This is a genomic window from Micromonospora echinofusca (assembly GCF_900091445.1).
Classification (GTDB): domain Bacteria; phylum Actinomycetota; class Actinomycetes; order Mycobacteriales; family Micromonosporaceae; genus Micromonospora; species Micromonospora echinofusca.
On record NZ_LT607733.1, the window covers coordinates 772,570 to 795,908 of the forward strand.

Below are 23,339 nucleotides of genomic sequence, written 5' to 3' on the forward strand. Positions count from 1 at the left end.
GTGACGATTTGGCGATCAACTATTTCTCCTGCGTAACTTTCGTCCGAACGGCCGTGGCAGTTGTCCTGACAGGTCCGCAAGATGGTCAGCGTGTCAGCAGGCCGCCATCGCATGCGTACGAACCTCCACGCAGCCACCGCAGCCGCCGCCGTGGGCGTCCTCGCCGTCACGGCCGGCGGCTGGTTCGGCTACCGGCAGCTGACGCAACCCGACTGCTCGGGGCGGCTCGAACTCTCCGTCGCGGTGGCGGCCGAACTCGCGCCGGCGGTCGACGACGCCGCCGCGCAGTGGGTGAAGGACGGCGCCGCGGTGGGCGACACCTGCATCGCGGTGAACGTCACGGCGTCCGATCCCGTCGACGTGGCCGCGACGGTCGCCGCCAAGCACGGCGTCACCCTGGCCGGCGTGGGGCAGGCCAGCGGCACGTCGGTCAGCCCGGACGTCTGGGTGCCCGACTCCTCCACGTGGCTGCTGCGGCTCAAGACCGGCGGCGCCACCGCCTTCGAGCCCGGCAACGGGGCGTCCATCGCGCGCAGCCCGGTGGTCGTGGCGATGCCGGAGCCGGTCGCGACCCGGCTGGGCTGGCCGCAGAAGAAGTTCAGCTGGACCCAGCTCCTGCAACAGGTGCAGAGCGACAAGCCGTTGCGCACCGGGATCGTCGAGCCGACCCGCGACGCCGCCGGCCTGTCCGGCCTGCTCTCGCTGACGGCCGCCGCCAGCGCCTCCGGCGGCCCCGACGCCGAGAAGGAGAAGGTCGCCGCGCTGCGGGCGCTGGCCACCGACCGCTCGGCGCTGCGGCCGGACCTGCTCGCCCGGTTCCCCACCGCCTCGGACCCGACGACGATCGCGAGCAGCCTGGGTGCGGCGGCGCTCTCGGAAGAGGACGTGATCCAGTACAACAGCAAGAAGCCGCCGGTGCGGCTGGCCGCGCTCTACCTGGAGCCGGCACCCGCGGCGCTGGACTACCCGTACGCGGTGCTGCCCGGCATCGAGCCGGCCAAGGCGTCGGCGGCGCGGGTGCTCTACGAGGTGCTCAGCAGCGACAGCTTCCGTGACCGGCTGGCGAGCCGGTCGCTGCGCGCGCCGGACGGCAACTGGGGGGCGGGCTTCGACGCGCCGCAGGGTGCGCCCAGTCCGGCCGGTGGCGCGCCGGCCCCGCCGACCAACGGCGGCGGCTCGGCTGCCGGCGGGCTCGACCCGCAGGCCATGGACCGGGCGGTCTCCAGTTGGTCGATCGCCACCCAGTCCGGCCGGATGCTCGCCGTCATCGACGTCTCCGGCTCGATGAAGGAGAAGGTGGCCAACGCGGGCAACGCGACCCGGCAGCAGGTCACCGTCGAGGCGGCCCGTCGAGGGCTGAACCTCTTCGACGACTCCTGGTCGATCGGTCTCTGGACGTTCTCCACCCAGCTGGTGGGCGCCCGCGACCACCGGGAGCTGCTGCCCATCGGGCCGTTGTCCCGTCAGCGTGGCAAGCTGGAGCAGTCCCTCGGCTCGATCCGCTCCTCGACCGGCAACACCGGCCTCTACGACACGGTGCTGGCGGCCTACCAGAAGGTGCAGGACAACTGGGAGCCCGGCCGGGTGAACTCGATCGTGCTCTTCACCGACGGCAAGAACGAGGACTCCGACGGCATCACGCAGCAGAAGCTGCTGGGCGAACTCAACAAGATCAAGGACCCGGAGCGGCCCGTCCAGGTCGTGATCATCGGTATCGGCGGCGACGTGAGCAAGGCCGAGCTGAAGTCGATCACCGACGTCACCGGCGGCGGGGCGTTCGTCACCGAGGACCCGACCAAGATCGGCGACATCTTCCTCAAGGCGATCGCCTTGCGCAAGGCTCCGGCCTGAGCCGCCGCGCAGCGGGGAGCGGGTCCGGCGTGCGGGACCGGGTGCCGTGGGCCCTTTCCTCGAAAGGGGTTCCTCGGGGAAAGTAGTGACGGCAATGCGTCCGAAGCAATCGGCGACCATGGTTGTCGGGGCAGGATGTCCTGGTGCCCCCGTGACGGGCCCGCGACCCGGGCCCGGCCGGCGGGCCGTCGGCGACCGAAGTGGGGAGGGCCGGTGACCTCAGCGACGCTGTTGACCCCCGCCAGCACGTCGTCGAGACCGGACGAACCACGACCAGGGCCGGCCCGCACCCGCGAGCGCGCCTACGTCCGCTCCCTGGTGGTGCTGGACACCACCGTCCTGACCGTCGCCGTGCTCGTCGGCTACGTCGCCCGGTTCGGCGACGACGCCCCCGGCGGCTCGAAGATCCCCTACGTCCTGGTCGCCCCGGGGCTGGTGCTCGCCTGGCTGGTCTCGCTGCGGGTGCTGCGCTGCTACGACGACCGCGTCCTCGGCTACGGCGCCGACGAGTACCGGCGGGTCGGCACCGCCAGCCTGCGCCTCGCCGGCGGTATCGCGATCGCCGGCTACATCGCCGACGTGGGCGTCTCCCGGGGATTCCTCGGCATCTCGTTCGCCGTCGGGATGCTCGGCCTGGAGGTGGCCCGGTTCGCCGCCCGCAAGCGGTTGCACCGGGCGCGGTCCGAGGGTGCCGGCTGGTCGCGCAAGGTGCTGGTGGTCGGCGACACCGCGCACGTGCTGGAGCTGGTGCACACGCTGCGCCGCGAGCCGTACGCGGGCTACCAGGTGGTCGGCGCGTGCATCCCGGACGCGCTGCTCGCCCCGGTGGCCCAGCGGCTGGGCGACGTGCCGGTGGTCGGTTCGTTCCGGGGCATCCCCGAGGCGGCCACCGCCATCGGCGCGGACACCGTCGCGGTGACCGCCTCCGGCGAGCTGACCGCCACCCGGCTGCGGCGGCTGGGTTGGCAGCTGGAGGGCACCGGCATCGACCTGGTGGTGGCCCCGGCGCTGACCGACGTCGCCGGCCCGCGCATCCACACCCGGCCGGTCGCCGGGCTGCCGCTGATCCACGTCGAGGCGCCGGAGTTCCGGGGGGCCCGCAAGCTGGTCAAGGGCTTCGTCGACCGGGCTGTCTCCTCGGTGGCCCTGACGCTGCTGCTGCCGTTGCTGGCCGCCATCGCGCTGGCCATCAAGATCGACAGTCGGGGCCCGGTGCTGTTCCGGCAGACCCGCGTCGGGCAGGGCGGGCGGGAGTTCGGCGTCTACAAGTTCCGCACCATGGTGGTCGACGCCGACGCCCTGCTGGCCGCGCTGGCCGCCCGCAACGAGACCGACGGCCTGATGTTCAAGATGCGCGACGACCCGCGGGTGACCCGGATCGGGCGGCTGTTGCGCAAGTGGTCGCTGGACGAGCTGCCGCAGCTGGTCAACGTCCTGCTCGGGCACATGAGCCTGGTCGGCCCCCGTCCGCCGCTGCCCTCGGAGGTGGCCCGCTACGACGGCGACGTGGCCCGCCGCCTGCTGGTCAAGCCGGGCATGACGGGGCTCTGGCAGGTCAGCGGCCGGTCCGACCTGAGCTGGGAGGACGGCATCCGGCTCGACCTCTACTACGTGGAGAACTGGTCGCTCGCGGCCGACCTGACGATCCTGTGGAAGACCTTCGGCGCGGTGGTCAACAGTCGCGGGGCGTACTGAGCCCGCTCAGTCCTGCGGGCCCGTCCAGTCGAGACAGACCACCACCGCGTCGTCGATCAGGTCGCCGGCGACGAACGCACGCAGGTCGCCGATCAGCGAGCGGACGGCGTCCAGCGGCTCCATCGGCCCGGTCCGGCGCAGGAACCTGTCCAGCGCGCTCTCGCCGTACCGGACGCTCTGCCCGGTGGCGTCGATGACGCCGTCGCTGACCACGAAGAGCCGGTCGTCGCGGCACAGCTCGAAGCACTGCTCCTGGTAGTCGGTGGCCTCGAACATGCCGAGCGGGAACTGCGCCTCCAACGGCAGCTCCCGCACGTCCCCGTCGCGCAGCAGCACCAGGCGGGGCGACCCGGCGTCGACGACGGTGAGCCGCCCCGAGCGCAGGTCCAGCTCCATCAGCAGCACCGCGATGTGCCGGTCGCCCCGGTGCAGGTCGTAGACGGCCTGGTCGGCGAGGGCCGCCTGGTCGGCGAGGCCGAGCCCGGACCGGCGGGCGTTGCGCAGCGCGTGGGTGGCGAGCGCGGTCAGCATCGCGGCGGCCACCCCCTCGCCCGTGCCGTTGATGGTCGACAACCAGACCCGGGTGCCGTCGTCGGACCAGTCGAAGCTGTCGCCGCGTACCGCGTACGCCGGTTCCAGCTGCCCGGCCAGGCGGAACGACGGGCGGGTCCGGCTGCGGCCAGGCAGCAGCTCCCACTGCATCTCGGCGGCGAGGGTGAGCCGCCTGCTGCGGCTTGCCATCCGGTACACGTCCGTGCCGTCGGTGACGGCGGCGATCTCGTGGGCGAGCGCGGTCGCGATCTCCGTCAGCTCGTCGAGCGCGCCCGGCCGCGTCGGCACGGGGGCCACCACCAGTACGCCCCGGCGTTCCCCGCGCATCGACACGGGAAGGTAGCCGGTGTCGTCGGCGACGATCGGGGCCTGGTGGTCGAAGCAGCGCCAGGCGGGGTGCCCCGGTGTGGTGACGGGCTCGTCCCCGAGCAGCGGCAGCAGGGCGGCCAGCCGGTAGTCGACCTGGAGCAGCTCCACCCGGGTCGTCCCGTAGCCCGCGGCCAGGACGTCGGCGATCCGGTCCAGCAGGAGATCGGCGGGCGCCTCGTTGAGGACGTGCCGTGCCCGGTTGACCGGTTCGCTCATCATCGCTCCTTCAGCACGAGCCCAGACCAGTGGATTCGGAGTAGTCTCGGGCCCACCATGGCGGAAGTACACGGTCCCGACGGACCCGAGACGAGTATGGCCGTCGAGCTCGACGCGGTGGCCGGTGCCCTGCTGACGGTCTGGGAGGCCGCGCGCGAGCGCACGACCAGTCGGGTCTCGGGCGCGCAGTTGCGCGCGATCATGCTCGTCGAGCAGCACGAGGGAATCAACCTGCGCCGCCTGGCCACCGGGCTCGACATGCTGCTCTCCTCCGCCAGCCGACTCTGCGACCGCCTGGTGGCGGCGGGCATGTTGGAACGCGAGCCCGGCCGGTTCGACCGGCGGGAGATCGCGCTGCACCTCACCCCGGAGGCGCGCCGGCTCCTCACGGAGCTGCGGGACGACCGGCGCCAGCAGCTCGCGGCGATCCTCGCCGACATGACCCCCGAGGGGCGGCAGGCCCTGCTGCGCGGCATGCGGGAGTTCGACGAGGCGGCCCGCCACCGCGACGCGTCCGTGGAGTCCGTCGAGGCGGCCGGCCCCTGGCCGGGCGTGCCGAGGGAGCGCGCGGCAACCCTGCCGACGCAGGAGCGGTCCGGAAACGGGCCGCGGGTGGCCAGGACGGCCTGACCCGGGCGCCCCGCTCACGACCAGGCCGTCACGTTCCCGGCAGCACGGCGGCCGACGTGGTCCTGCCCCGTCCCGCCGGGCGCAGGCGCTCGGGGTCGAAGACGTCGAAGTGCCCGCGTCGAGCCGCCCGGGCGCTGCCGCTCGGCACGAGGGCGGGTCAGGCCGGCGCCGCCGCGACGACCAGCATCGCGATGTCGTCCTGGCTCTGCCCGTCGAGCCACCCGTCGAGGGCTTCCAGCAGCCGGTCGACCAGCTCCGCCGGCGTCGACCCGGCGGCCGCGGCGAGCGCCGCGTGCAGCCGTTCCTCACCGAACATCTCCTGACCGCCGGGGCCGCCGCGCGCCTCGACCACCCCGTTGGTGTACGCGAACAGCAGCTCACCGGGGGCGAGGCGGAACTCGGCCTCGGCGAAGCGGGCGGCGGCGAGCGCGCCCACCGGCATCCCGCCGACCGCCACGGGGCTGACCCCGCCGTCGGCGCGTACGCGCAGCGGGGAGGGGTGGCCGCCGCCGGCGATCCGGACGGTGAACCCGCCGTCGGCCGCGGCTTCGAGGGTGCCGAGCAGCAGGGTGGTGAACTGGCTGCGGCGGGCGGCGTCCGGGGCGTCGAAGAGCGCCTGGTTGAGCAGCCGCATCAGCTCCAGGGGCCGCTGCTCGACCAGGCGCAGGGTCCGCAGGGACTGGCGGACCCGACCGGTGAGCACGGCCGCGCCGACGCCCTTGCCGGCCACGTCGCCGAGCGCGAAGATCGCGCCCCCCGGGACGGGGAACACGTCGTAGAAGTCGCCCCCGATGCGCAGCCGGTCGCCGGCCGCCCGGTAACCGCCGGCGAGGGCGGCGCCCGGTACGGCCGGCAGGTCGGGCGGGAGCAGGCTGTGCTGGAGCACCCGGGCCAGGTGGACCTGCTCGCCGTAGAGGTCGGCGGCGCCGAGGGCCGTGCCCGCGCGGGTGGCGAACTCCCGGGCCAGCTCGACGTCGCGGCCGTCGAAGCCGGCACGCCCGGCGCGGCGGACCAGCACCAGGGCGCCGATGGTGCGCCCGGCGCCCCGCATCGGGCTGACCAGCACGGTGCCGGGGCGGCCGAAGTCGGCCGGCAGCACGGTGGCCGGGTCGGCCGCCTCCGCGTCCGGCCAGGGGGACGGGCCCACCGCGTGGCCGGCCAGCGCCTCGGCCAGACCGGGCAGCGAGCCGGTCAACGGCCACGTCGCCAGGCCTGTCGCCGGGGCGGCTTCGGTCCCGTCGTACCGGATCCAGTGCGGCTGATCCGCCGCCGGCGGGGGCGGCAGGTGCACCACCAGAGCCAGGTCGGCGAGGTAGGGCACGGGCAGGGTCGCGGCGGTGCGCAGCGTCTGCTCACGCTGGAGGGAGAGCCCGAGCCGGTTGCCGGCCTGGGCGAGGAACATCGTGCGGGACCGCTCGACGTGCAGCGCCTCGGTGCGCGCGTGTTCCTCGGTGACGTCCCGCACATACCAGGCGTGCCGCCCGTCGGCCAGGTCGCGCCGTACGCCACGCAGGCGGCGACCGCCGTGCTCGGCGTCGAAGGCGTCCGCCCCGGCGTCGACCGCCCGCGCCACGGCCGGCACCGCGCAGGCGCGCAGGTCCGTGCCGGGCGCGAGCTCGGGGAGCAGCGCGGTGGCCGTCGCGTTGACCAGCGTCACCAGCCCCGCCCGGTCGACCGTCACGACCGCCTCGGTGAGCCCGTCGAGCACCTCGCGGGTGAGCCGGGAGTCGGCCGGCGGCGTGGTGCCGGGGGAGCGGTCGGGGCGGGGGTGGGCGGGTTGCCCGCCGTCGGCCGGGCCCGTGACACCGCCTCGGGAAGCGGTGGTCACCGCCGCTCGCCGGGCACCCCGGTCTGTCGACCTGTGCGCATGCTGGTCGTGCACTCCTCGGATGTGGGTCGTTGCCTCGGGGCAAGCGTACCGAGGCAAAGCCGCGTCGCCACCGGAGGAACGGGGCTCAGGCCGGGCGGGCCAGCCAGCCGGCCGGCCGAGCCAGGATCCGGCGTACCACCGAACCGGCCCCGCCGACGGCCGCGGCGGCGGCGCCGAGGGTCGCCGGGCGGACGGTGACGGGGGACCAGGCCGCGGTGAGCACCCGCCGGGAGATCTCGGCGAGCACCGGCGGGCGCAGCCACGGCGCCAGCGGGGCGTATCCGCCGCCGAGCACCACGGTGTCCAGGTCCAGCAGGTTCACCACGCCGGCGAGGGCGACGCCCAGGGCGGTCCCGGCCCCGGCCAGGGCCCGCAGCGCGGCGGGGTCGCCGGCCCCGGCCAGCTCGGCCAGCCGGGTCGTCGCGGTGTCCGCCGGCAGGTCCGCGCCGGCGAGGCCGGCCGCCGCAAGGATGGCCTCCTGACCGGTGTACGTCTCCAGGCAGCCCCGGCTGCCGCACCGGCAGGGCGGGCCGTCGGGCCGGATCGGGAGGTGGCCGATCTCGCCGCTCCAGCCGCGTGCGCCCCGGTAGAGGGCACCGTCGAGCACGATCCCGGCGCCGATGCCGACCTCGCCGGAGATGTGCAGGAAGCTGGGCCGGCCGGCCGGACCGGCGTGCAGCTCGCCCAGCGCGGCGAGGTTGGCCTCGTTGTCGACCACCAGCGGCGGCACGCCGTCGACGTGCGCGGTCAGCGGCGGCCCCTTCCCGAGCAGCGCCGGGACGGGCACGTCGCGCCAGCCGAGGTTCGGCGCGAGGCGGACCAGGCCGGCGTCGTCGACCAGGCCCGGCACCGCGAGGGCCGCGCCGGCCAGGGTCAGCCCCTCGCGGGTGGCGTCGGCGCGGGCGTGCGCGGCCAGGTCCGCGAGCCGGGCGAGCGCCTCGGCGGCGGAGAGGGGCCGCAGGTCGGCGCGGCGCACGGTGTGGTGGCGGACCCGACCGGCGAGGTCCACCACGCAGGCGGCCAGGTAGTCGACGTTGATCTCCAGGCCGAGCCCGGCCGGCCCGTCGGTGGCGAGCACCAGGCCCCTCGACGGCCGGCCCGCGCCGGTGCGCGGCGTCGGCTCCGCCTCGGTGACCAGCCGGCCGGCGAGCAGGTCCTCCACGACGGCCGAGACCGTGGCCCGGGTGAGGCCGGTGCCGGCGGCCAGCTCGGCCCGGGAGGGCGGGCGGTCGGCGGCGGCGATCCGGCCGAGCACCACGGCGAGGTTCCACTCGCGCAGGCTGCCCTGGCGTACGGCCCCGGGCGGGGCGTCGGGTCGGGTCACCCCTTGACACTGCCACGGGCCGGCCAAATAATTCAACCACTGAACAAATAGCGGACGACACCTCGGAGGTCTGCCATGGCACCCCGTCCCACTCCCGCCGACAAGTTCTCCTTCGGCCTCTGGACGGTGGGCTGGCAGGGCCGCGACCCGTTCGGCGACGCCACCCGGCCCGAGCTGGACCCGGTCGAGGCGGTGCGCCGGCTCGCCGAGCTGGGCGCGTACGGGATCACGCTGCACGACGACGACCTGATCCCCTTCGGCGCGGACGCCGCCACCCGCGACCAGCACGTGGCCCGCTTCCGTAAGGCGCTCGACGAGACCGGCCTGGTGGTCCCGATGGTGACCACCAACCTCTTCACCCACCCCGTCTTCAAGGACGGCGGCTTCACCAGCAACGACCGCGACGTGCGGCGCTACGCGCTACGCAAGGTGCTGCGCAACGTCGACCTCGCCGCGGAGCTGGGCGCCCGCACCTTCGTGATGTGGGGCGGCCGGGAGGGCGCCGAGTACGACCTCGCCAAGGACGTGCGCGCCGCCCTGGACCGCTACCGCGAGGCCGTCGACGTGCTCTGCCAGTACGTCGTCGACTCCGGCTACGACCTGCGCTTCGCCCTCGAGCCCAAGCCCAACGAGCCGCGCGGCGACATCCTCCTGCCCACCGTCGGGCACGCCCTGGCCTTCATCTCCACCCTGGCCCGCCCCGAGCTGGTCGGGCTCAACCCGGAGGTGGGGCACGAGCAGATGGCCGGCCTGAACTTCGCCCACGGCATCGCCCAGGCGCTCTGGCAGGGCAAGCTGTTCCACATCGACCTCAACGGCCAGCGCGGCGTCAAGTACGACCAGGACCTCGTCTTCGGCCACGGCGACCTGCTGAACGCGTTCGCCCTCGTCGACCTGCTGGAGCACGGCGGCCCCGGCGGCGGGCCCGCGTACGACGGCCCCCGGCACTTCGACTACAAGCCCTCACGCACCGAGGACCTGACCGGCGTCTGGGCGTCGGCGGAGGCGAACATGCGCACCTACCTGCTGCTCAGGGAGCGGGCGGCGGCGTTCCGGGCCGACCCGGAGGTCGCCGAGGCGCTGGCCGCCAGCCGGGTCGCCGACCTGGGCACGCCGACGCTGGCGCCGGGGGAGGGCTACGCCGACCTGCTCGCCGACCGGTCCGCGTTCGAGGAGTTCGACGTCGACGCGGCCGCCGCGAAGGGCTTCGGCTTCGTCCGGCTCAACCAGCTCGCCGTCGAGCACCTGCTCGGCGCCCGCTGAGGGCCGCCGGCGATGCCGATCGTCGCGGGGGTCGACTCCTCGACCCAGTCCTGCAAGGTCGTCGTCCGGGACGCGGAGACCGGCGCGCTGCTGCGGCAGGGCCGGGCGCCGCACCCGGACGGCACCGAGGTCGACCCGGCGGCGTGGTGGTCCGCGCTGGGCGCGGCGGTCGACGCCGCCGGCGGGCTGGCCGACGTGGCGGCGGTCTCCGTCGCCGGCCAGCAGCACGGCATGGTCTGCCTCGACGAGGCGGGCGAGGTGGTCCGGCCGGCGCTGCTGTGGAACGACACGCGTTCCGCCGGGGCCGCCGCCGAACTGGTCGAGGAGGCCGGCGGCGGGGAGGCGGGCCGCCGGTTCTGGGCGGACGCGGTGGGCAGCGTGCCGGTGGCGAGCTTCACCGCCACGAAGCTGCGCTGGCTGGCCCGGCACGAGCCGGAGCGCGCCGCCCGGGTGGCGGCGGTCTGCCTGCCGCACGACTGGCTGACCTGGCGGCTGGCCGGCGCGCCCGACCTGGCGGCGCTGCGCACCGACCGGGGCGACGCCAGCGGCACCGGCTACTGGTCCCCGGGCACCGGCGACTACCGGCTCGACCTGCTGGAGCGGGCGTTCGGCCGGCGGCCGCACGTGCCGGCGGTGCTCGGCCCGGCGGAGCCGGCCGGCCACGTACGCCCCGACGTCCTGCCGGGGCTGCCCGCCGGTGGGGCGGTGCTCGGCCCCGGCACCGGGGACAACGCCGCCGCCGCGCTCGGCGTCGGCGCGGGCCCGGGCGACGTGGTCCTCTCGATCGGCACCTCCGGCACCGTGTTCAGCGTCGCCGACGCCCCGGCCGCCGACCCGAGCGGAACGGTCGCCGGCTTCGCCGACGCCACCGGCCGCTTCCTGCCCCTGGTCTGCACGCTCAACGCGGCCCGGGTGCTCGACGCCGCCGCGGCGATGCTCCGGGTCGACCTGGACGAGCTGGCCGGGCTGGCGCTCGCCGCCCCCGCCGGCGCGGACGGGCTGGTCATGGTGCCCTACCTGGAGGGCGAGCGGACACCCGACCGGCCGCTGGCGTCCGGTGCCCTGCACGGGCTGACCCTGCGCACCTCGACGGCGGCCCACCTGGCGCGCGCCGCCGTCGAGGGGCTGCTCTGCGCACTCGCCGACGGTCTCGACGCGCTCACCGCCCAGGGCGCCACGGTCCGCCGGGTGATCCTCGTGGGCGGCGGAGCCCGGTCGGTGGCCGTGCGCCGGATCGCGCCGCAGGTCCTCGGGGTGCCGGTGGTCGTCCCGCCGCCCGGCGAGTACGTCGCCGACGGCGCCGCCCGCCAGGCCGCCTGGGTCGCCCTGGGCGGCGCGGCGCCCCCCGCGTGGTCCGTCGCGGGCACCGAGGAGTACGCGGACGCCCCCGTCCCCGCCGTCCGGGAGCGGTACGCCGCCGCCCGCGAACACTTCCTCGACCGGGTCGACGCCGTGGCGGGGTAAACGACTGTACGGGCGCGCGCCGGCTCGCGATCATCGACGGATGCGGACCACCCCCGAAACGGACGCGGCACCCGGCACCGGCATCCCCTCGATGCTCCAGTACGACGACGCGGACACCCCCTGCGACGTCATCGACGCGCTGGTCCTGGCGGACTTCGTCACGGGCCGGCACCCGTGGTCGCACACCGTCCGGCTCTCCCGGGTGCGCCCCGACGCGCCGCTGACGGCCCCCGACGGGCGGCTGCTGCGCACGGCGGTCGAGAACCGGCAGCGGTCCCGGCTGCTGGCCGGCGACGGCTGGACGGCCCGGGTGGTCACCTGGAAGGGGCGCGGCGCCGAGGTGACGGTCACGGCGGTGTCCGAGGAGGTGGGTCGGTCGGCTCTCGACCGGATCGTCGACGGCGCCGCCGAACCGGAGGACCCGGGCGCCGGCCGGATCGGCTTCTGGCACCAGAACCCCCGCCGGGGCAGTCAGCGCGACGTACGGTCCATCGCCGCGCCGGACTGGGCGGCGATCCGGCCGAACTACACCGCGGCGGCCCGCGAGGCGCTCGACGCGCTGATGGCGACCACCCCGGAGCGCCTCTCCGGCCGGCTGGTGCTGCTGCACGGGGCGCCGGGGACGGGAAAGACCACCGCGCTGCGCGCCCTCGCCCGGCAGTGGCGCGACTGGTGCCAGGTCGACGCCGTACTCGACCCGGACGTGCTCTTCGCGGACACGGCGTACCTGTCCGAGGTGGCGGTCGGGGACGAGGACGGCGAGCAGGGCACGGGCCGCCGGTGGCGGCTGCTCATCCTGGAGGACTGCGACGAGCTGATCCGGGGCGAGGCGAAGCAGGCCGCCGGGCAGGCCCTGTCCCGGCTGCTGAACCTCACCGACGGGCTGCTCGGGCAGGGGCGCGACGTGCTCGTCGCGATCACCACGAACGAGGACCTGTCCCGCCTGCACCCGGCGGTGGTCCGCCCGGGGCGCTGCCTGGCCCGGATCGAGGTGGGCCCGTTGTCGTACGAGGAGGCGGCCGCTTGGCTGGGCACCTCGGCGCAGGTGCCGTCGCGGGGCGCCACCCTCGCCGAGTTGTACGCGCTGCGGGCGGGCACACCGGTCGCGCCCGCCGCCCCGCCCGCGATCGGCGGCTACCTCTGAGCGCTCGGGCGCGTCCGCGCGTCGTCACCCGCTCGTGACCTGATCCTGGTTGGCTGCCGAACATGACCTTGACCAGGGGTGGGCCGGCGCGGGCCCGCGGCGGCACGCCGGCGCACCGGTTCTACAGCGTCGTGGTCTTCGTGCTGCTCGCCTCGCTGGACAACGTGGCGATCGGCCTGGTTCCTCCGCTGTACGGGCCCATCTCCGACGCCTTCGACGTACCGCAGCGGCTGCTCGGCCTGGTCACCGCCGTGAGCTTCCTGGCCAGCGCCGTGGCCGCGGTCGGCTGGGCGTACGTCGGCGACCGCGCGAACCGCAAGCCGCTGCTGATGGTCGGCACCCTCATCTGGGCGCTCGGCACGGGCGGCAGCGCGCTCGCGGCGAACTATCCGGCCTTCCTGGCGGCGCAGATCCTGGCGGCGGTCGGCCTGGGCGCGGTCGGGTCGGTCGGGTTCTCGGTCGTCACCGACCTGATCTCGCCCCGCCGCCGGGGGCTGGTGATGAGCTTCTGGGGGCTGTCCCAGGGCGTCGGCACGCTCGCCGGCACGCTGGTCGGCGGGCTGCTCGGGGCCGCCGACTGGCGGCGGCCGTTCCTGCTGCTGACGGTGGTCGGCGTCGCGGCCACCGTCGCCTACCTGTTCACGTACGACATCCGGCGCGGGCAGAGCGAGCCGGAGCTGGCCGACGCGCTGGCCACCGGCGCCGAGTACGACTACCGGATCAGCCGGGCGGACCTGCCGAGGATCCTGAGCCGGCGGACGAACCGCTGGCTGATCCTCCAGGGCCTCACCGCGCAGGCGGCCTTCGGGTCGCTGGTCTGGCTGCCGGTGCTCTTCGCCCAGCGGGCCGAGGAGCAGGGCTACTCCGCCGCCACCGCCGTGGTCGTGGGCAGCGTCTTCGCCACCCTCTTCCAGCTCGGCGGGGTGCTCTCCATCGTGGGCGGGCTGGTCGGCGACGCGCTGCAACGGCGTACGCCCCGGGGCAGGGCGCTGGTGGCGGCGGTGGGCATCCTCGCGGCGCTGCCGTTCTACCTGGTGCTCTTCTTCGTGCCGATCCGCATCGACGTGCCCGACGGCGCCGGCACCGGAGCGGTGGTCCGGGCGGTGCTGGGCAGCGTGGTCACCGAGCCGACGGTCGGGCTGAGCCTGCTCACCGCGGTGGTGGCCCTGGCGCTGACCTCGGCCAACTCGCCGAACTGGTTCGCCCTGATCGCCGACGTCAACCCGCCCGAGCACCGGGGCACCGTCTACAGCCTCGGCAACCTGGTCAACGGCGTCGGCCGGGCGGCCGGCAACGGGCTGGTCGGGGTGGCCTTCCACGGGCTGCGGGCGGCCTTCCCGCCGCCGCTGAACTACGCCGTCGGGCTGGCGGCCTTCCAGCTCTTCTTCATCCCGACGGGCGTCATGTACTGGCTGGCCTCACGGACCTCGCCGGACGACATCGCCGCCGTCCGCGACCTGCTGCACGAGCGCGCCGAGCGCCTGTAGGCGTACGGGCCGGCCCGACCCGGACACGGGGAGGGTCCCCCGGGCAGCGTGCGGCGCTGCCCGGGGGACCCCTGTCGCGTCAGGCCGGGCGGACCCAGACCGTCACGTCGGTCCCGACGGCGCCGTCGTCGTCCAGCGGGGCACTGGCGTGCACCAGCTCGGACCCGGCGGGCAGCGGCACGGGGGCGTCGCCGAAGTTGGTCAGCACGGTCAGCCCGCCGTTGCGGAACGAGAGCACCTCGTCGCCGGAGGCGAGCCACTCCAGCGGGCCATCGCCGAGCCGGTGCTCGCGGCGCAGCCGCAGCGCCGTGCGGTACAGCTCGTACGTCGAGCCGGGCGTGTCCCGCTGCCGGTCCAGGGCGTACTCCGCCCAGCTCGACGGCTGCGGCAGCCAGCTCGCGTCGGTCGGCCCGAAGCCGTACGACGGTGCGTCGGCCTCCCACGGGATCGGCACCCGGCAGCCGTCCCGGCCCCGCTCGGTGTGGCCGCTGCGCGTCCAGGTCGGGTCCTGCCGGGCCTCGTCGCCCATCGTGGTGTGCTCCGGCAGGCCCAGCTCCTCGCCCTGGTAGAGGTAGGCCGAGCCGGGCAGGGCGAGCATCAGCAGGCTGGCCGCCCGGGCCCGGCGCAGGCCGAGTGCGGCGTCGGGCTGCGGGTCGCCGGCGCCGATGCCGTTGGGCCGCTTGACGCCGATCGGCAGCCCCAGCCGGGAGGCGTGCCGCACCACGTCGTGGTTGGAGAGCACCCAGGTGGTCGGGGCGCCGACGGCGTCCGTGGCCTCCAGCGAGCGGGTGATGACCGCGTACTGGGCCGGCGCGGTCCAGGAGGCGAGCAGGTACTCGAAGTTGAACGCCTGGTGCATCTCGTCGGGGCGGACGTAGCGGGCCAGCCGCTCGGCCGGCTCGACCCACGCCTCGGCGACGAGGATCCGCTCGTCCGGGTAGCCGTCCAACAGGCGCCGCCACTCCCGGTAGATCTCGTGCACGCCGTCCTGGTCCCACATCGGTGGGCGCGGCTTGTCGACCTCCTGGCCGGAGAGGATCTCCTGCGGCTCCTGCCAGTCGGCGAGGTCGGCCTGCTTGATCAGGCCGTGCGCCACGTCGACGCGGAAGCCGTCGACACCGCGGTCCAGCCAGAACCGCAGCACGTCCAGGAACTCCTCCCGCACCTGCGGGTTGTCCCAGTTGAGGTCGGGCTGGCCGGAGTCGAACAGGTGCAGGTACCACTGGCCGGGGCGGCCGTCGGCCTCGGTGACGCGGGTCCAGGCCGGCCCGCCGAAGACGCTCTGCCAGTCGTTGGGCGGCTGCGCGCCGTCCGGGCCGCAGCCGTCGCGGAAGACGTAGCGGTCGCGCTCCGGGCTGCCGGGGGCGGCGGCGAGCGCGGCGGCGAACCACCGGTGTGCCGACGAGGTGTGGTTGGGCACCAGGTCGACGATGACCCGCAGGCCCCGCGAGTGCGCCTCGCCGATCAGCCGGTCGGCGTCGGCGAGGGTGCCGAAGAGCGGGTCCACGTCCCGGTAGTCGGCCACGTCGTACCCGGCGTCGGCCTGCGGCGACGGATAGAACGGCGACAGCCAGAGCGCATCCACGCCCAGCTCCACGAGGTGGTCCAGGCGGGCGGTGATGCCGGGCAGGTCACCGATGCCGTCGCCGTCGGAGTCGGCGAAGGAGCGCGGGTAGACCTGGTAGATGGTGGCCCTGGTCCACCAACCGGTGGCGGGGCCGGCGGGCGTGTCCTGGTGCGTCGGGTTGCTGTTCAGGGCCTTCTCCCGTGTGTCGAGCCGGACGGTCGGGCGCTGCCGGGCGGCGGCGGTTTCCCGTTAGTGTGCCCGCGGTGCCGCCGTCGATTCACGCACGATCAGGCGAGTGGGCAGGATCACCGGCTCCCCGGGCGTGTCGAGGTAGGGGCCGCCCCACGACGACCGGGCCCCGCCGTGCAGCGGGTCGAGCAGGATCCGCGCCGCGAGGCGACCCTGTTCCGCCGCGGGCTGGGCGATCGTGCTGAGCCCGAGGACGCTGGCCAGGTCGTGGTCGTCGACGCCGATCACGCTGACGTCCTGCGGCACCCGCAGGCCGGAGTCGCGCAGCGCGGTCATCGCCCCCATCGCCATCTCGTCGCACGCCGCGAAGATCGCCGTCGGCGGGTCGCCGCGCCGCAGCAGCTCCTCGGTGGCCCGCGTACCGCCGCTGATGGTGAACTGCGACTCGACGTCGAGGCAGGGGTCCGGGTCGATGCCGGCGTCGGCGAGCGCCTCCCGGTAGCCGCGCCGCCGGTCGAGGTGGGTGGTGTAGGCCAGCTCGTCGTCGGGATCGCCGGAGATGTGCGCGATCCTGCGGTGGCCCAGGTCGAGCAGGTGCCGGGTGGCGGTGCGCGCGACACCCACGTCGTCGATGCGTACGCAGGGCCAGCCGGGCACCACCGTGCCGGAGCTGATGGTCACCCCGGGCAGCTTCAGCTTCGTCAGGGCGGTCAGGTCGGCGGGCCGCAGCGGCGTGGCGACCAGCATGATCGCGTCGACGCGCTTGTGCAGGTTGGCGGTGCGTAGCACCCGCTGGCGCACCTGCTCGCGCCCGCCGAGGTTGTAGAGCAGCAGGTCGTAGCCCGCCTGCTGGAGGAGGTCCTCGACCGCCTCCACGACGGTGCCGAAGAACCACCGGGTGATGCGGGGGACCACGACGGCGACGGTGCCGGTGCGTCCGCCGGCCAGCCGCGAGGCGCTCGGTGAGACGGCGTACTCCAGTTGCTCGGCCGCCGCGAGCACCCGGCGCCGGGTCGCGGCCGAGACCGTCGGCAGCCCCCGCAGCGCCCGGGACACGGTGGCGGTGGAGACCCCGGCCAGGCGTGCGACATCGTCGATATTCGTCACGCTATCCCCCGCTCCGCCCGTCTCCGCCGCCGCCGGTGTGCCCGGCGGCGGCGGAGACGCCTCAGCCCTTGACGCTGCCGGCGAGCAGGCCGCGCACGAAGAAGCGCTGGAGGGACAGGAAGACGATCATCGGTACGACGATCGAGACGAACGCGCCGGCGGTGAGCCGCTGCCACTCGTTGCCCCGGGTGCCGGCCATCTCGGCCAGCCGGACGGTGAGCGGAGCGGTCTCGTTGCCGCCACCGGCGAAGATCAGCGCGACCAGCAGGTCGTTCCAGACCCAGAGGAACTGGAAGATGCCGAACGCGGCCAGCGCCGGGGTGATCAGCGGCAGCACGATCGAGCGGAAGATCTTCGGGTGGGTGGCCCCGTCGACCCGGGCCGACTCCATCAGCTCTCCGGGCAGTTGCGAGATGAAGTTGTGCAGCAGGAAGACGGCGAACGGCAGCGCGAAGCAGGTGTGCGCGAACCACACCTGCGCGAACTTCTGTTCGTCGACCAGGTCCCAGGCCGGCATGACGGTGATCCCGGCGATGGTGACGCCCGTGGAGAAGAACTTCAGCAGCGGCACCAGGGCCATCTGGAGCGGCACGATCTGCAACGCGAAGATCGCGATGTACATCCAGTCCCGGCCCCGGAAGTTGATCCAGGCCAGCGCGTACGCGGCGAGGGCCGCGAAGGCGAGCGGGAAGAGCACCGACGGGATGGTGATCGCCAGCGAGTTGATGAAGTAGCTGGCGAGCTGCCCCGACGACGAGGAGCGCCCGAACAGCACCTCCTGGTAGTTCTCCAGGGTGAACGACGGGTTGGTGAAGAAGTTCCACCACCCGCTGCTCTTGATCTCGTCCTCCGGCCGGACCGAGGAGATGAACAGGCCGAAGGTGGGGATGGTCCAGAGCATCGCGATGACGATCGAGACGATGGTCGCGGTGCGGCTGTTCAGCCGCCTGCGGACCCGTCCGGCGGTACTGGTGCCCCGGCCGTCGGTCTTCTGGGTGCCGGCGGCGACGGTGGGCGTTGCGGTGGTCATCTCAGCCCTCCCGCTGCTGACGGAGGTTGCGGATCTGGTAGATCACGATCGGGATCACCAGGATGAACAGGAAGACCGCCAGGGCGGAGCCCTGCCCGTTCTGGCCGTACCGGAACGCCTGGTTGTACATCTCGTTGGCGATCACGCTGGTGTCGTAGTTGCCGTTGGTGGACGTCCGGACGATGTCGAATACCTTGAGGGTGGCGATCGACAGCGTCACCACGACCACGATCAGCGCCGGCCGGATGCTCGGCATGGTGATCTGCCAGAACATCTGCCACGGGGTGACCCCGTCGAGGCGGGCCGCCTCCACGATGTCGGCGGGGATCGCCTTGATCGCGGCGGAGAGCACCACCATCGCGAAGCCGGCCTGGATCCAGACCATGATCACGATCAGCAGCAGCGTGTTCAGCGGCGAGTCCAGCAGCCACTGCCTCGGTTCGCCACCGAGACTGACCACGATCTGGTTGAGCAGGCCGATCTGCTCCTGCCCTTCGCCCCGGTAGGCGTAGACGAACTTCCAGATGATGCTCGCGCCGACGAAGGAGATCGCCATCGGCAGGAAGATCAGCGACTTGGCCACCGCCTCTAACCGGGCCTTGTCCACCATCACGGCGTAGAGCAGGCCGAACGACGTGGCCACGAGCGGGACGAGGAGCACCCAGATCAGGGTGTTGATCAACACCCGGACGATCGAGTCCTCGGAGAACATCCAGCCGTAGTTGCGCAGCCCGACCCAGTCGTTGCCGCTCGCGTTCATGAACGAGAGCAGGGTGGTGCGGATGGCCGGGACCACCAGCCCGATGGTGAGCAGCAGTAGCGTCGGCAGCAGGAAGAAGAGCGCGAACACGCCCTCGCGCGCCTTGCGTCGGCGGGGCAGCGGGGCGCCGCTCGCGGAGGCGGCAAGGATCTGCTCCTCCCGGCGGCGGGCGAACCAGGCCGGCACCACGTCGAGGAGCAGGAGCAGACCGCCCACCACCGCGACGAAGGCGACCAGCCCGTACATCAGCATGAGGAACTTCGGCTGTTCCGCAGCGAAGTCGAACTCCATCGACCCTCCCAGGTCTCTGATCAGCCGGGTGGGCCGGCCCGCGTGCGCGGACCGGCCCACCCGGTTCAGATCACTTCCAGCTGCTCTCGATGCCGTCGAGGACCGTCTTGGTGTCCTTGCCGTTGATCCAGGCGACCATGCCCTTCCAGAACGTTCCGGCGCCGACGGCGGCCGGCATCAGGTCCGAGCCGTCGAAGCGGAAGACGGTGGACTTGTCCTGGAGGATCTGGACGGAGAGCTTGTCGATCGGGTTGGTGACGTTGGCCAGGTCGAGCTTGTTGTTGGCCGACACCCAGTCGCCGATCTTGGCCCGGCTGTTGGCGTACTCGCCGGACGCGAGGTAGGTCTGCACGGCCTGGACCTCCGGGCGGTCATTGAAGGCCGCGACGAACTCGCCGCCGCCCAGCACCGGCTTGCCCTTGCTGGCGTCGATGGCCGGGAAGTAGAAGGCGAAGACGTCGCCGTCCTCGGCCACCTTGGTGCCCTTCGGCCACTGGTTGGCGTAGAAGGACGCCTGGCGGTGCAGCGCGCACTTGCCGGTGGTGATCGGCAGACCGGCTTCACCGAAGGCAGTGGTGGCGATGCTCTTCACGCCGCCGAAGCCGCCGTTGACGTACTTCTCGTTCTTGAGGATCGTGCCGGCCCGGTCGAGGGCCTCGGCGACCTTGGGGTCGTTGAACGGGATGCCGTGGCTCGTCCACTGGTCGTAGACCTCGGGGGTCTGCGTCCGCAGCATCAGGTCCTCGACCCAGTCGGTGGCCGGCCAGCCGGTGGCCTCACCGGACTCGATGCCGGCGCACCACGGCTTGGTGCCGGTGCCCGCGATCTGGTCGCTGAGCTTGATCAGCTCGTCCCAGCTGGTCGGGACCGTCCAGCCCTTCTCCTTGAAGGTCTTCGGTGAGTACCACACGAAGGACTTCACGTTGGAGCCGAGCGGGGCGCCGTAGAACTGGCCGTTGACGGTGCTGTACTTCAGCCAGTCGGCCGGGTAGTTCTCCTCGGCCATCTTCTTGGTGTCGGCGCCGACCGGCTTGAGCTTGCCGGAGTCGACGAAGCGCTTGAGCAGGCCCGGCTGCGGGATGAACGCCAGGTCGGGGGCGTTGCCGCCGTCGACCCTGACGTTGAGCTGCGCCTCGAACTCGGCGCTACCCTCGTGGTCGATCTCGATGCCGGTGCAGTCCTCGAACTGCTTCCAGGACTCCGCGAGGCGGTCGGCCTCGACGTCCCGGATCGACGAGTAGATCGTGACCTTCTTGCCGTCGTTGTCGCCGTACTTCTCGTATGCGGCGCACTCCGCGGAGCCCCCCGCGGAGTCGCTCTTCTTGTCGTTGCCGGTGCCGCAGGCCGTGGCGCTCAGCGCCAGCCCCAGTACGCCGGCGATCGCGAAAGCCTGGCGTGATCTGGCAAACGCCATGCCGTTCTCCTTCCTTGCCGGCGCGTCAGGGATCGAACCCGCGCCGGTCCGATGGGCGTCACCACATGTAAGCGCTTGCATCTGGCCTGGTCCACCCCTAACCGGACACGAGGAAGTAACAATCCGGAAACCCGTAGTCCCCTGGTGGGCGCGCTCCCACACGGGAATCCGACCCCTTTTCATCGATGTCATTTTCTGTCACGCTGAAGGCAGGTGATCGAAGGATTTCGACATAGGAGGTGTTGGATGGGCAAGCGGTGGTTGGGCCTGCTGGCGGCCGGTCTGCTGGCGGTGGGCGCGCTAATTCCGGCGGCCCCGGCGATGGCCGCCCCCACGTTCAAGGTGCCGTTCCCGTGCGGGCAGTCCTGGTCCGGCCAGACGCGCACCGGCCACAGCCCGGCGTACGCGGTGGACTTCAACCGCACGGACGACCTCGGCGACCCGGTGGTGGCGAGCGCCCCGGGCACCGTCGACCGGGTCACCGACCTGGGCGGCACCAGCTACGGAAAGTACGTACGGATCAACCACGGCGGCGGCTACAGCACCTACTACGCCCACCTCAACGGTTTCAACGTCTCCGTGGGGCAGACCGTCGGCTACGGCAAGGTGATCGGCTGGGTCGGCAGCACCGGCGGCTCCACCGGCCCGCACCTGCACTACGAGCAGCGGCTCAACGGCGCCGACATCCAGGTGCGGTTCAACGGCTCGCTCGCCCTCTACTGGGGCACGAAGACCTACACCAGTGACAACGGCTGCGCCAGCAGCTCCGGCTCCGGCACGGTCAACACCAGCGGCACGCCGCTGACTGTCCGCTCCGGCCCGGGCACCGGCTACGCCGCGGTGGGCACCGTCGCGGACGGCACGCGGGTGACCATCCACTGCCAGACCAGCGGCACCAGCGTCACCGGCACCTACGGCACCAGCACCATCTGGGACCGGATCGGCTCCGGCCGCTTCATCGCCGACGCGTACGTCTACACGGGCCACGACGGCTACATCCCCGGCGTGCCCCGCTGCTGAGCGGGCGACGGGGCCCCGGCTGCGCGCCGGGGCCCCGTTCCGTCGTCTGCGAGTAGCGCCGTTCGGGCTGCTTGTCCCGCACATCTTGCGTGACCTCGGTGTGGCTGGTGGTGGCGGGAGGCTGCCCAGCCGCCTATTCAGTGGGCATGACGCGGTGTCGGTGGCCGCGGGACACTCACGCCGATCTGGCGGTTTGCCGCCTTGCCCGTCGTGCCGGGGTGCGCCGGCCGCGCCCGGCGAGTTCTTGCCGTCCTTCGGGGACCCGGTCTCGTCGACCACCCATGCCACCGGCCTGAGCGTCGCCGCACAACGGAAAGCTCCTCAGGGGCCACCGCAACATCGAACTAGCCAGACCCACTCCGACGGCTCAACGACAGGTTGACCCAACAAAGCGCTACCTGCGCCGACGTCGGAACGGTCGCTGCCGCTCGGTTCAAGGCAATCTGCAGACTTCAATCTCTCTGGTCAGGTCTGTGGCGGCGGATGGCGACTCTGGTGTAATGAACGCGCGGTCGGCCGCGTGGTCGGGCGCAGCCCCGTTACTCATGGTTGACTTTCGGTTACTGATCGCTTAGCTTACATGCATCAATCCTTCAACGGGGAGGTCTTGCCATGAGCGATCGTCGTAAGAGACTGAGGAGCGCGGGGGCTGTCGCCGCTCTTGCTCTTTCACTCATCGTGATTCCGGCTGGCCCGGCGCGCGCCGGCTGTGCGACGCTGGAGAGCACTTGGAAGGATGGGTTGACGGGATATTGGTACGCGACTATCTATAATCCCTGCCCGTCGGCGAAGCAGATGCGGCCTGTTGTTCCGTTTGCCCCGGATCCCTGCGACTGGGTGGGGGCCTACACCAGGAGAACGTTCACCACTGGCAACCAGGCGACCGGCGCTGCGGACGGCTGCTGAGCGTAAGCCCTCCTGACGCGGCTCTCCTGCACTGGTGATGAGCCCGCCGAGGCTTGAACGCCTCGGCGGGCTCATCAATGTCGCACCGGAACGCGGACCGATGCCGGTCTGCGCTGATTCACTGAACTCGGTGTGGGCGACCTTTTGGGTCCAGGGCTGTCGCTTCGGCGTGGCAGATTCGAAGTCGCCTGCTATTAATTGACGGGCCGGCGTCGCAAGCTTCGAGGGTGCACCTCCTGTGGAGGCTGAGCTGTTGCAGAGTAACCAGGCTTGGGTCGCGGCTCGCTGTTCCGGTAGTGGAATTATTGTGCCCGCAATCCGAGTAGGTGCTCAGTTGGAGGTGCTTCGCCGGGATGAGTCAGGTCCATCCAGTGGCCCTGCTTGAGTCCGTCGATTTCGCGACGTATGTCGTTGCCGGAGCGATTCTCCCGCGCGGTAAGGAGCCGGATTGAGGCAGCGGGCATGAGTAGCCATGGACAGGGGTGACGCGGGCGTGTGGCAGCTGCCGCCATCGCGGTAATGATCTTGCGGGCCAGGGGCCCGACCATCCCGACTTGAACCTAAGTGCTAGCTGTTCAGGCGCCAGATGGCGAAGTTCAGCGCGGCGGCGAAGGTGACCCAGGCCCAGTAGGGGAGCATCAGCAGCGTCGCCGGGCGGGACACCTTGCGGAAGAGCGCGACCGTCACGCCGATGGCCACCCACATCAGCAGGATCTCGATGAAGGCCAGCCCGTAGCGGCCGGCGCCGAAGAAGAGCGGGGTCCAGATCGCGTTGAGCACCAACTGGGCGATCCACGCCCAGAGGGCCGGGCGGAAGCCGACCCGCCGCCAGACCAGCCAGCCGGCCACCGCGATCATCGCGTAGAGCAGGCTCCAGACCGGCCCGAAGAGCCAGGACGGGGGAGCCCAGGCGGGCTGTTCGAGGCTCGCGTACTCGGTCGAGGTGCCCTGCACGCCGAGCCCGCCGATCGCCGCGGCGACGAAAACCGCCGCCCCGAAGCCGAGCAGTGCCCACCACTGCCGGGCGCCGCCGGTCCGTTCAGCGCTCCGAGACGTCTCCATGGCCGAGATATCTCCGCAAAGTGCGGGCGGTAAACCCGCCGTCACCCTCCGGGCGGCATGACACCGGGGTCGTCATGGCCGGAGGCTCCTGTCGGGAGGACGGAGTTCCGGGCACGACGACCCCGGTG

The 23,339-nt window shown here is 72.9% G+C and carries 17 protein-coding genes; 8 read left to right on the plus strand and 9 right to left on the minus strand.

The window, feature by feature from the left end; genetic code table 11:
• The first annotated feature begins 90 nt into the window (after nt 1–90).
• Together GA0070610_RS03590 and GA0070610_RS03595 are read left to right on the plus strand one after the other, a co-directional pair.
• A complete protein-coding gene (locus GA0070610_RS03590) occupies nt 91–1,851 on the plus strand; it encodes a substrate-binding domain-containing protein (RefSeq protein ID WP_089003239.1) in 1,761 nt (586 codons plus the stop codon).
• 213 nt (nt 1,852–2,064) lie between these two features.
• Nucleotides 2,065–3,546, plus strand: coding sequence for a sugar transferase (locus tag GA0070610_RS03595; RefSeq protein WP_088998710.1), 1,482 nt, complete (start codon nt 2,065–2,067; stop codon nt 3,544–3,546).
• A gap of 6 nt (nt 3,547–3,552) precedes the next feature.
• Here GA0070610_RS03595 and GA0070610_RS03600 read toward each other — a convergent pair whose 3' ends face one another.
• Entirely contained in the window at nt 3,553–4,683 is a 1,131-nt protein-coding gene (locus GA0070610_RS03600; protein ID WP_088998711.1) for a PP2C family protein-serine/threonine phosphatase, read from the minus strand.
• Nucleotides 4,684–4,779: 96 nt separating this feature from the next.
• Here GA0070610_RS03600 and GA0070610_RS03605 point away from each other — a divergent pair, with 96 nt between their 5' ends.
• Nucleotides 4,780–5,313 carry a MarR family winged helix-turn-helix transcriptional regulator gene (locus GA0070610_RS03605; RefSeq protein WP_088998712.1) on the plus strand — a complete coding sequence of 178 codons (534 nt, stop codon included), beginning with the start codon at nt 4,780–4,782 and terminating at the stop codon, nt 5,311–5,313.
• A gap of 157 nt (nt 5,314–5,470) precedes the next feature.
• Here GA0070610_RS03605 and GA0070610_RS03610 read toward each other — a convergent pair whose 3' ends face one another.
• Nucleotides 5,471–7,141 carry a SpoIIE family protein phosphatase gene (locus GA0070610_RS03610; protein ID WP_172896377.1) on the minus strand — a complete coding sequence of 557 codons (1,671 nt, stop codon included), beginning with the start codon at nt 7,139–7,141 and terminating at the stop codon, nt 5,471–5,473.
• Nucleotides 7,142–7,268: 127 nt separating this feature from the next.
• Nucleotides 7,269–8,507, minus strand: coding sequence for an ROK family protein (locus tag GA0070610_RS03615; RefSeq protein ID WP_231925892.1), 1,239 nt, complete (start codon nt 8,505–8,507; stop codon nt 7,269–7,271).
• 75 nt (nt 8,508–8,582) lie between these two features.
• Here GA0070610_RS03615 and xylA point away from each other — a divergent pair, with 75 nt between their 5' ends.
• From xylA to GA0070610_RS03635, 4 genes are all read left to right on the plus strand, one after another.
• Nucleotides 8,583–9,770: a xylose isomerase gene (gene xylA / locus GA0070610_RS03620; protein WP_088998714.1), complete on the plus strand. Its 1,188-nt coding sequence runs from the start codon at nt 8,583–8,585 to the stop codon at nt 9,768–9,770.
• A 12-nt stretch (nt 9,771–9,782) separates the two neighbouring features.
• The gene (gene xylB / locus GA0070610_RS03625) at nt 9,783–11,234 is read left to right on the plus strand and encodes a xylulokinase (protein WP_088998715.1); all 1,452 of its coding nucleotides are present in this window, start codon (nt 9,783–9,785) and stop codon (nt 11,232–11,234) included.
• Between the two features lie 40 nt (nt 11,235–11,274).
• The gene (locus tag GA0070610_RS03630; RefSeq protein WP_172896378.1) at nt 11,275–12,378 is read left to right on the plus strand and encodes a DUF5925 domain-containing protein; all 1,104 of its coding nucleotides are present in this window, start codon (nt 11,275–11,277) and stop codon (nt 12,376–12,378) included.
• Nucleotides 12,379–12,440: 62 nt separating this feature from the next.
• The gene (locus GA0070610_RS03635; protein ID WP_088998716.1) at nt 12,441–13,865 is read left to right on the plus strand and encodes an MFS transporter; all 1,425 of its coding nucleotides are present in this window, start codon (nt 12,441–12,443) and stop codon (nt 13,863–13,865) included.
• A 79-nt stretch (nt 13,866–13,944) separates the two neighbouring features.
• Here GA0070610_RS03635 and GA0070610_RS03640 read toward each other — a convergent pair whose 3' ends face one another.
• The 5 genes from GA0070610_RS03640 to GA0070610_RS03660 form a co-directional block, all read right to left on the minus strand.
• Nucleotides 13,945–15,621, minus strand: a complete 1,677-nt coding sequence (locus GA0070610_RS03640) for a glycoside hydrolase family 13 protein (RefSeq protein ID WP_088998717.1) — start codon at nt 15,619–15,621, stop codon at nt 13,945–13,947.
• A 60-nt stretch (nt 15,622–15,681) separates the two neighbouring features.
• On the minus strand, nt 15,682–16,728 hold the full coding sequence (locus GA0070610_RS03645; RefSeq protein ID WP_088998718.1) for a LacI family DNA-binding transcriptional regulator: 1,047 nt from the start codon (nt 16,726–16,728) through the stop codon (nt 15,682–15,684).
• A gap of 61 nt (nt 16,729–16,789) precedes the next feature.
• Nucleotides 16,790–17,758 (minus strand): carbohydrate ABC transporter permease, encoded by a 969-nt coding sequence (locus GA0070610_RS03650; RefSeq protein WP_088998719.1) that lies wholly within the window; start codon nt 17,756–17,758, stop codon nt 16,790–16,792.
• Between the two features lies 1 nt (nt 17,759).
• A complete protein-coding gene (locus GA0070610_RS03655) occupies nt 17,760–18,809 on the minus strand; it encodes a carbohydrate ABC transporter permease (RefSeq protein WP_088998720.1) in 1,050 nt (349 codons plus the stop codon).
• Nucleotides 18,810–18,879: 70 nt separating this feature from the next.
• Nucleotides 18,880–20,223 (minus strand): ABC transporter substrate-binding protein, encoded by a 1,344-nt coding sequence (locus GA0070610_RS03660; RefSeq protein ID WP_088998721.1) that lies wholly within the window; start codon nt 20,221–20,223, stop codon nt 18,880–18,882.
• 246 nt (nt 20,224–20,469) lie between these two features.
• On the opposite strand from GA0070610_RS03660, the gene GA0070610_RS03665 reads away from it, so the two are divergent.
• Nucleotides 20,470–21,243: a M23 family metallopeptidase gene (locus GA0070610_RS03665; protein WP_088998722.1), complete on the plus strand. Its 774-nt coding sequence runs from the start codon at nt 20,470–20,472 to the stop codon at nt 21,241–21,243.
• A 1,473-nt stretch (nt 21,244–22,716) separates the two neighbouring features.
• Here GA0070610_RS03665 and GA0070610_RS03670 read toward each other — a convergent pair.
• Nucleotides 22,717–23,211 (minus strand): TspO/MBR family protein, encoded by a 495-nt coding sequence (locus GA0070610_RS03670; protein WP_088998723.1) that lies wholly within the window; start codon nt 23,209–23,211, stop codon nt 22,717–22,719.
• Nucleotides 23,212–23,339 lie beyond the last annotated feature (128 nt).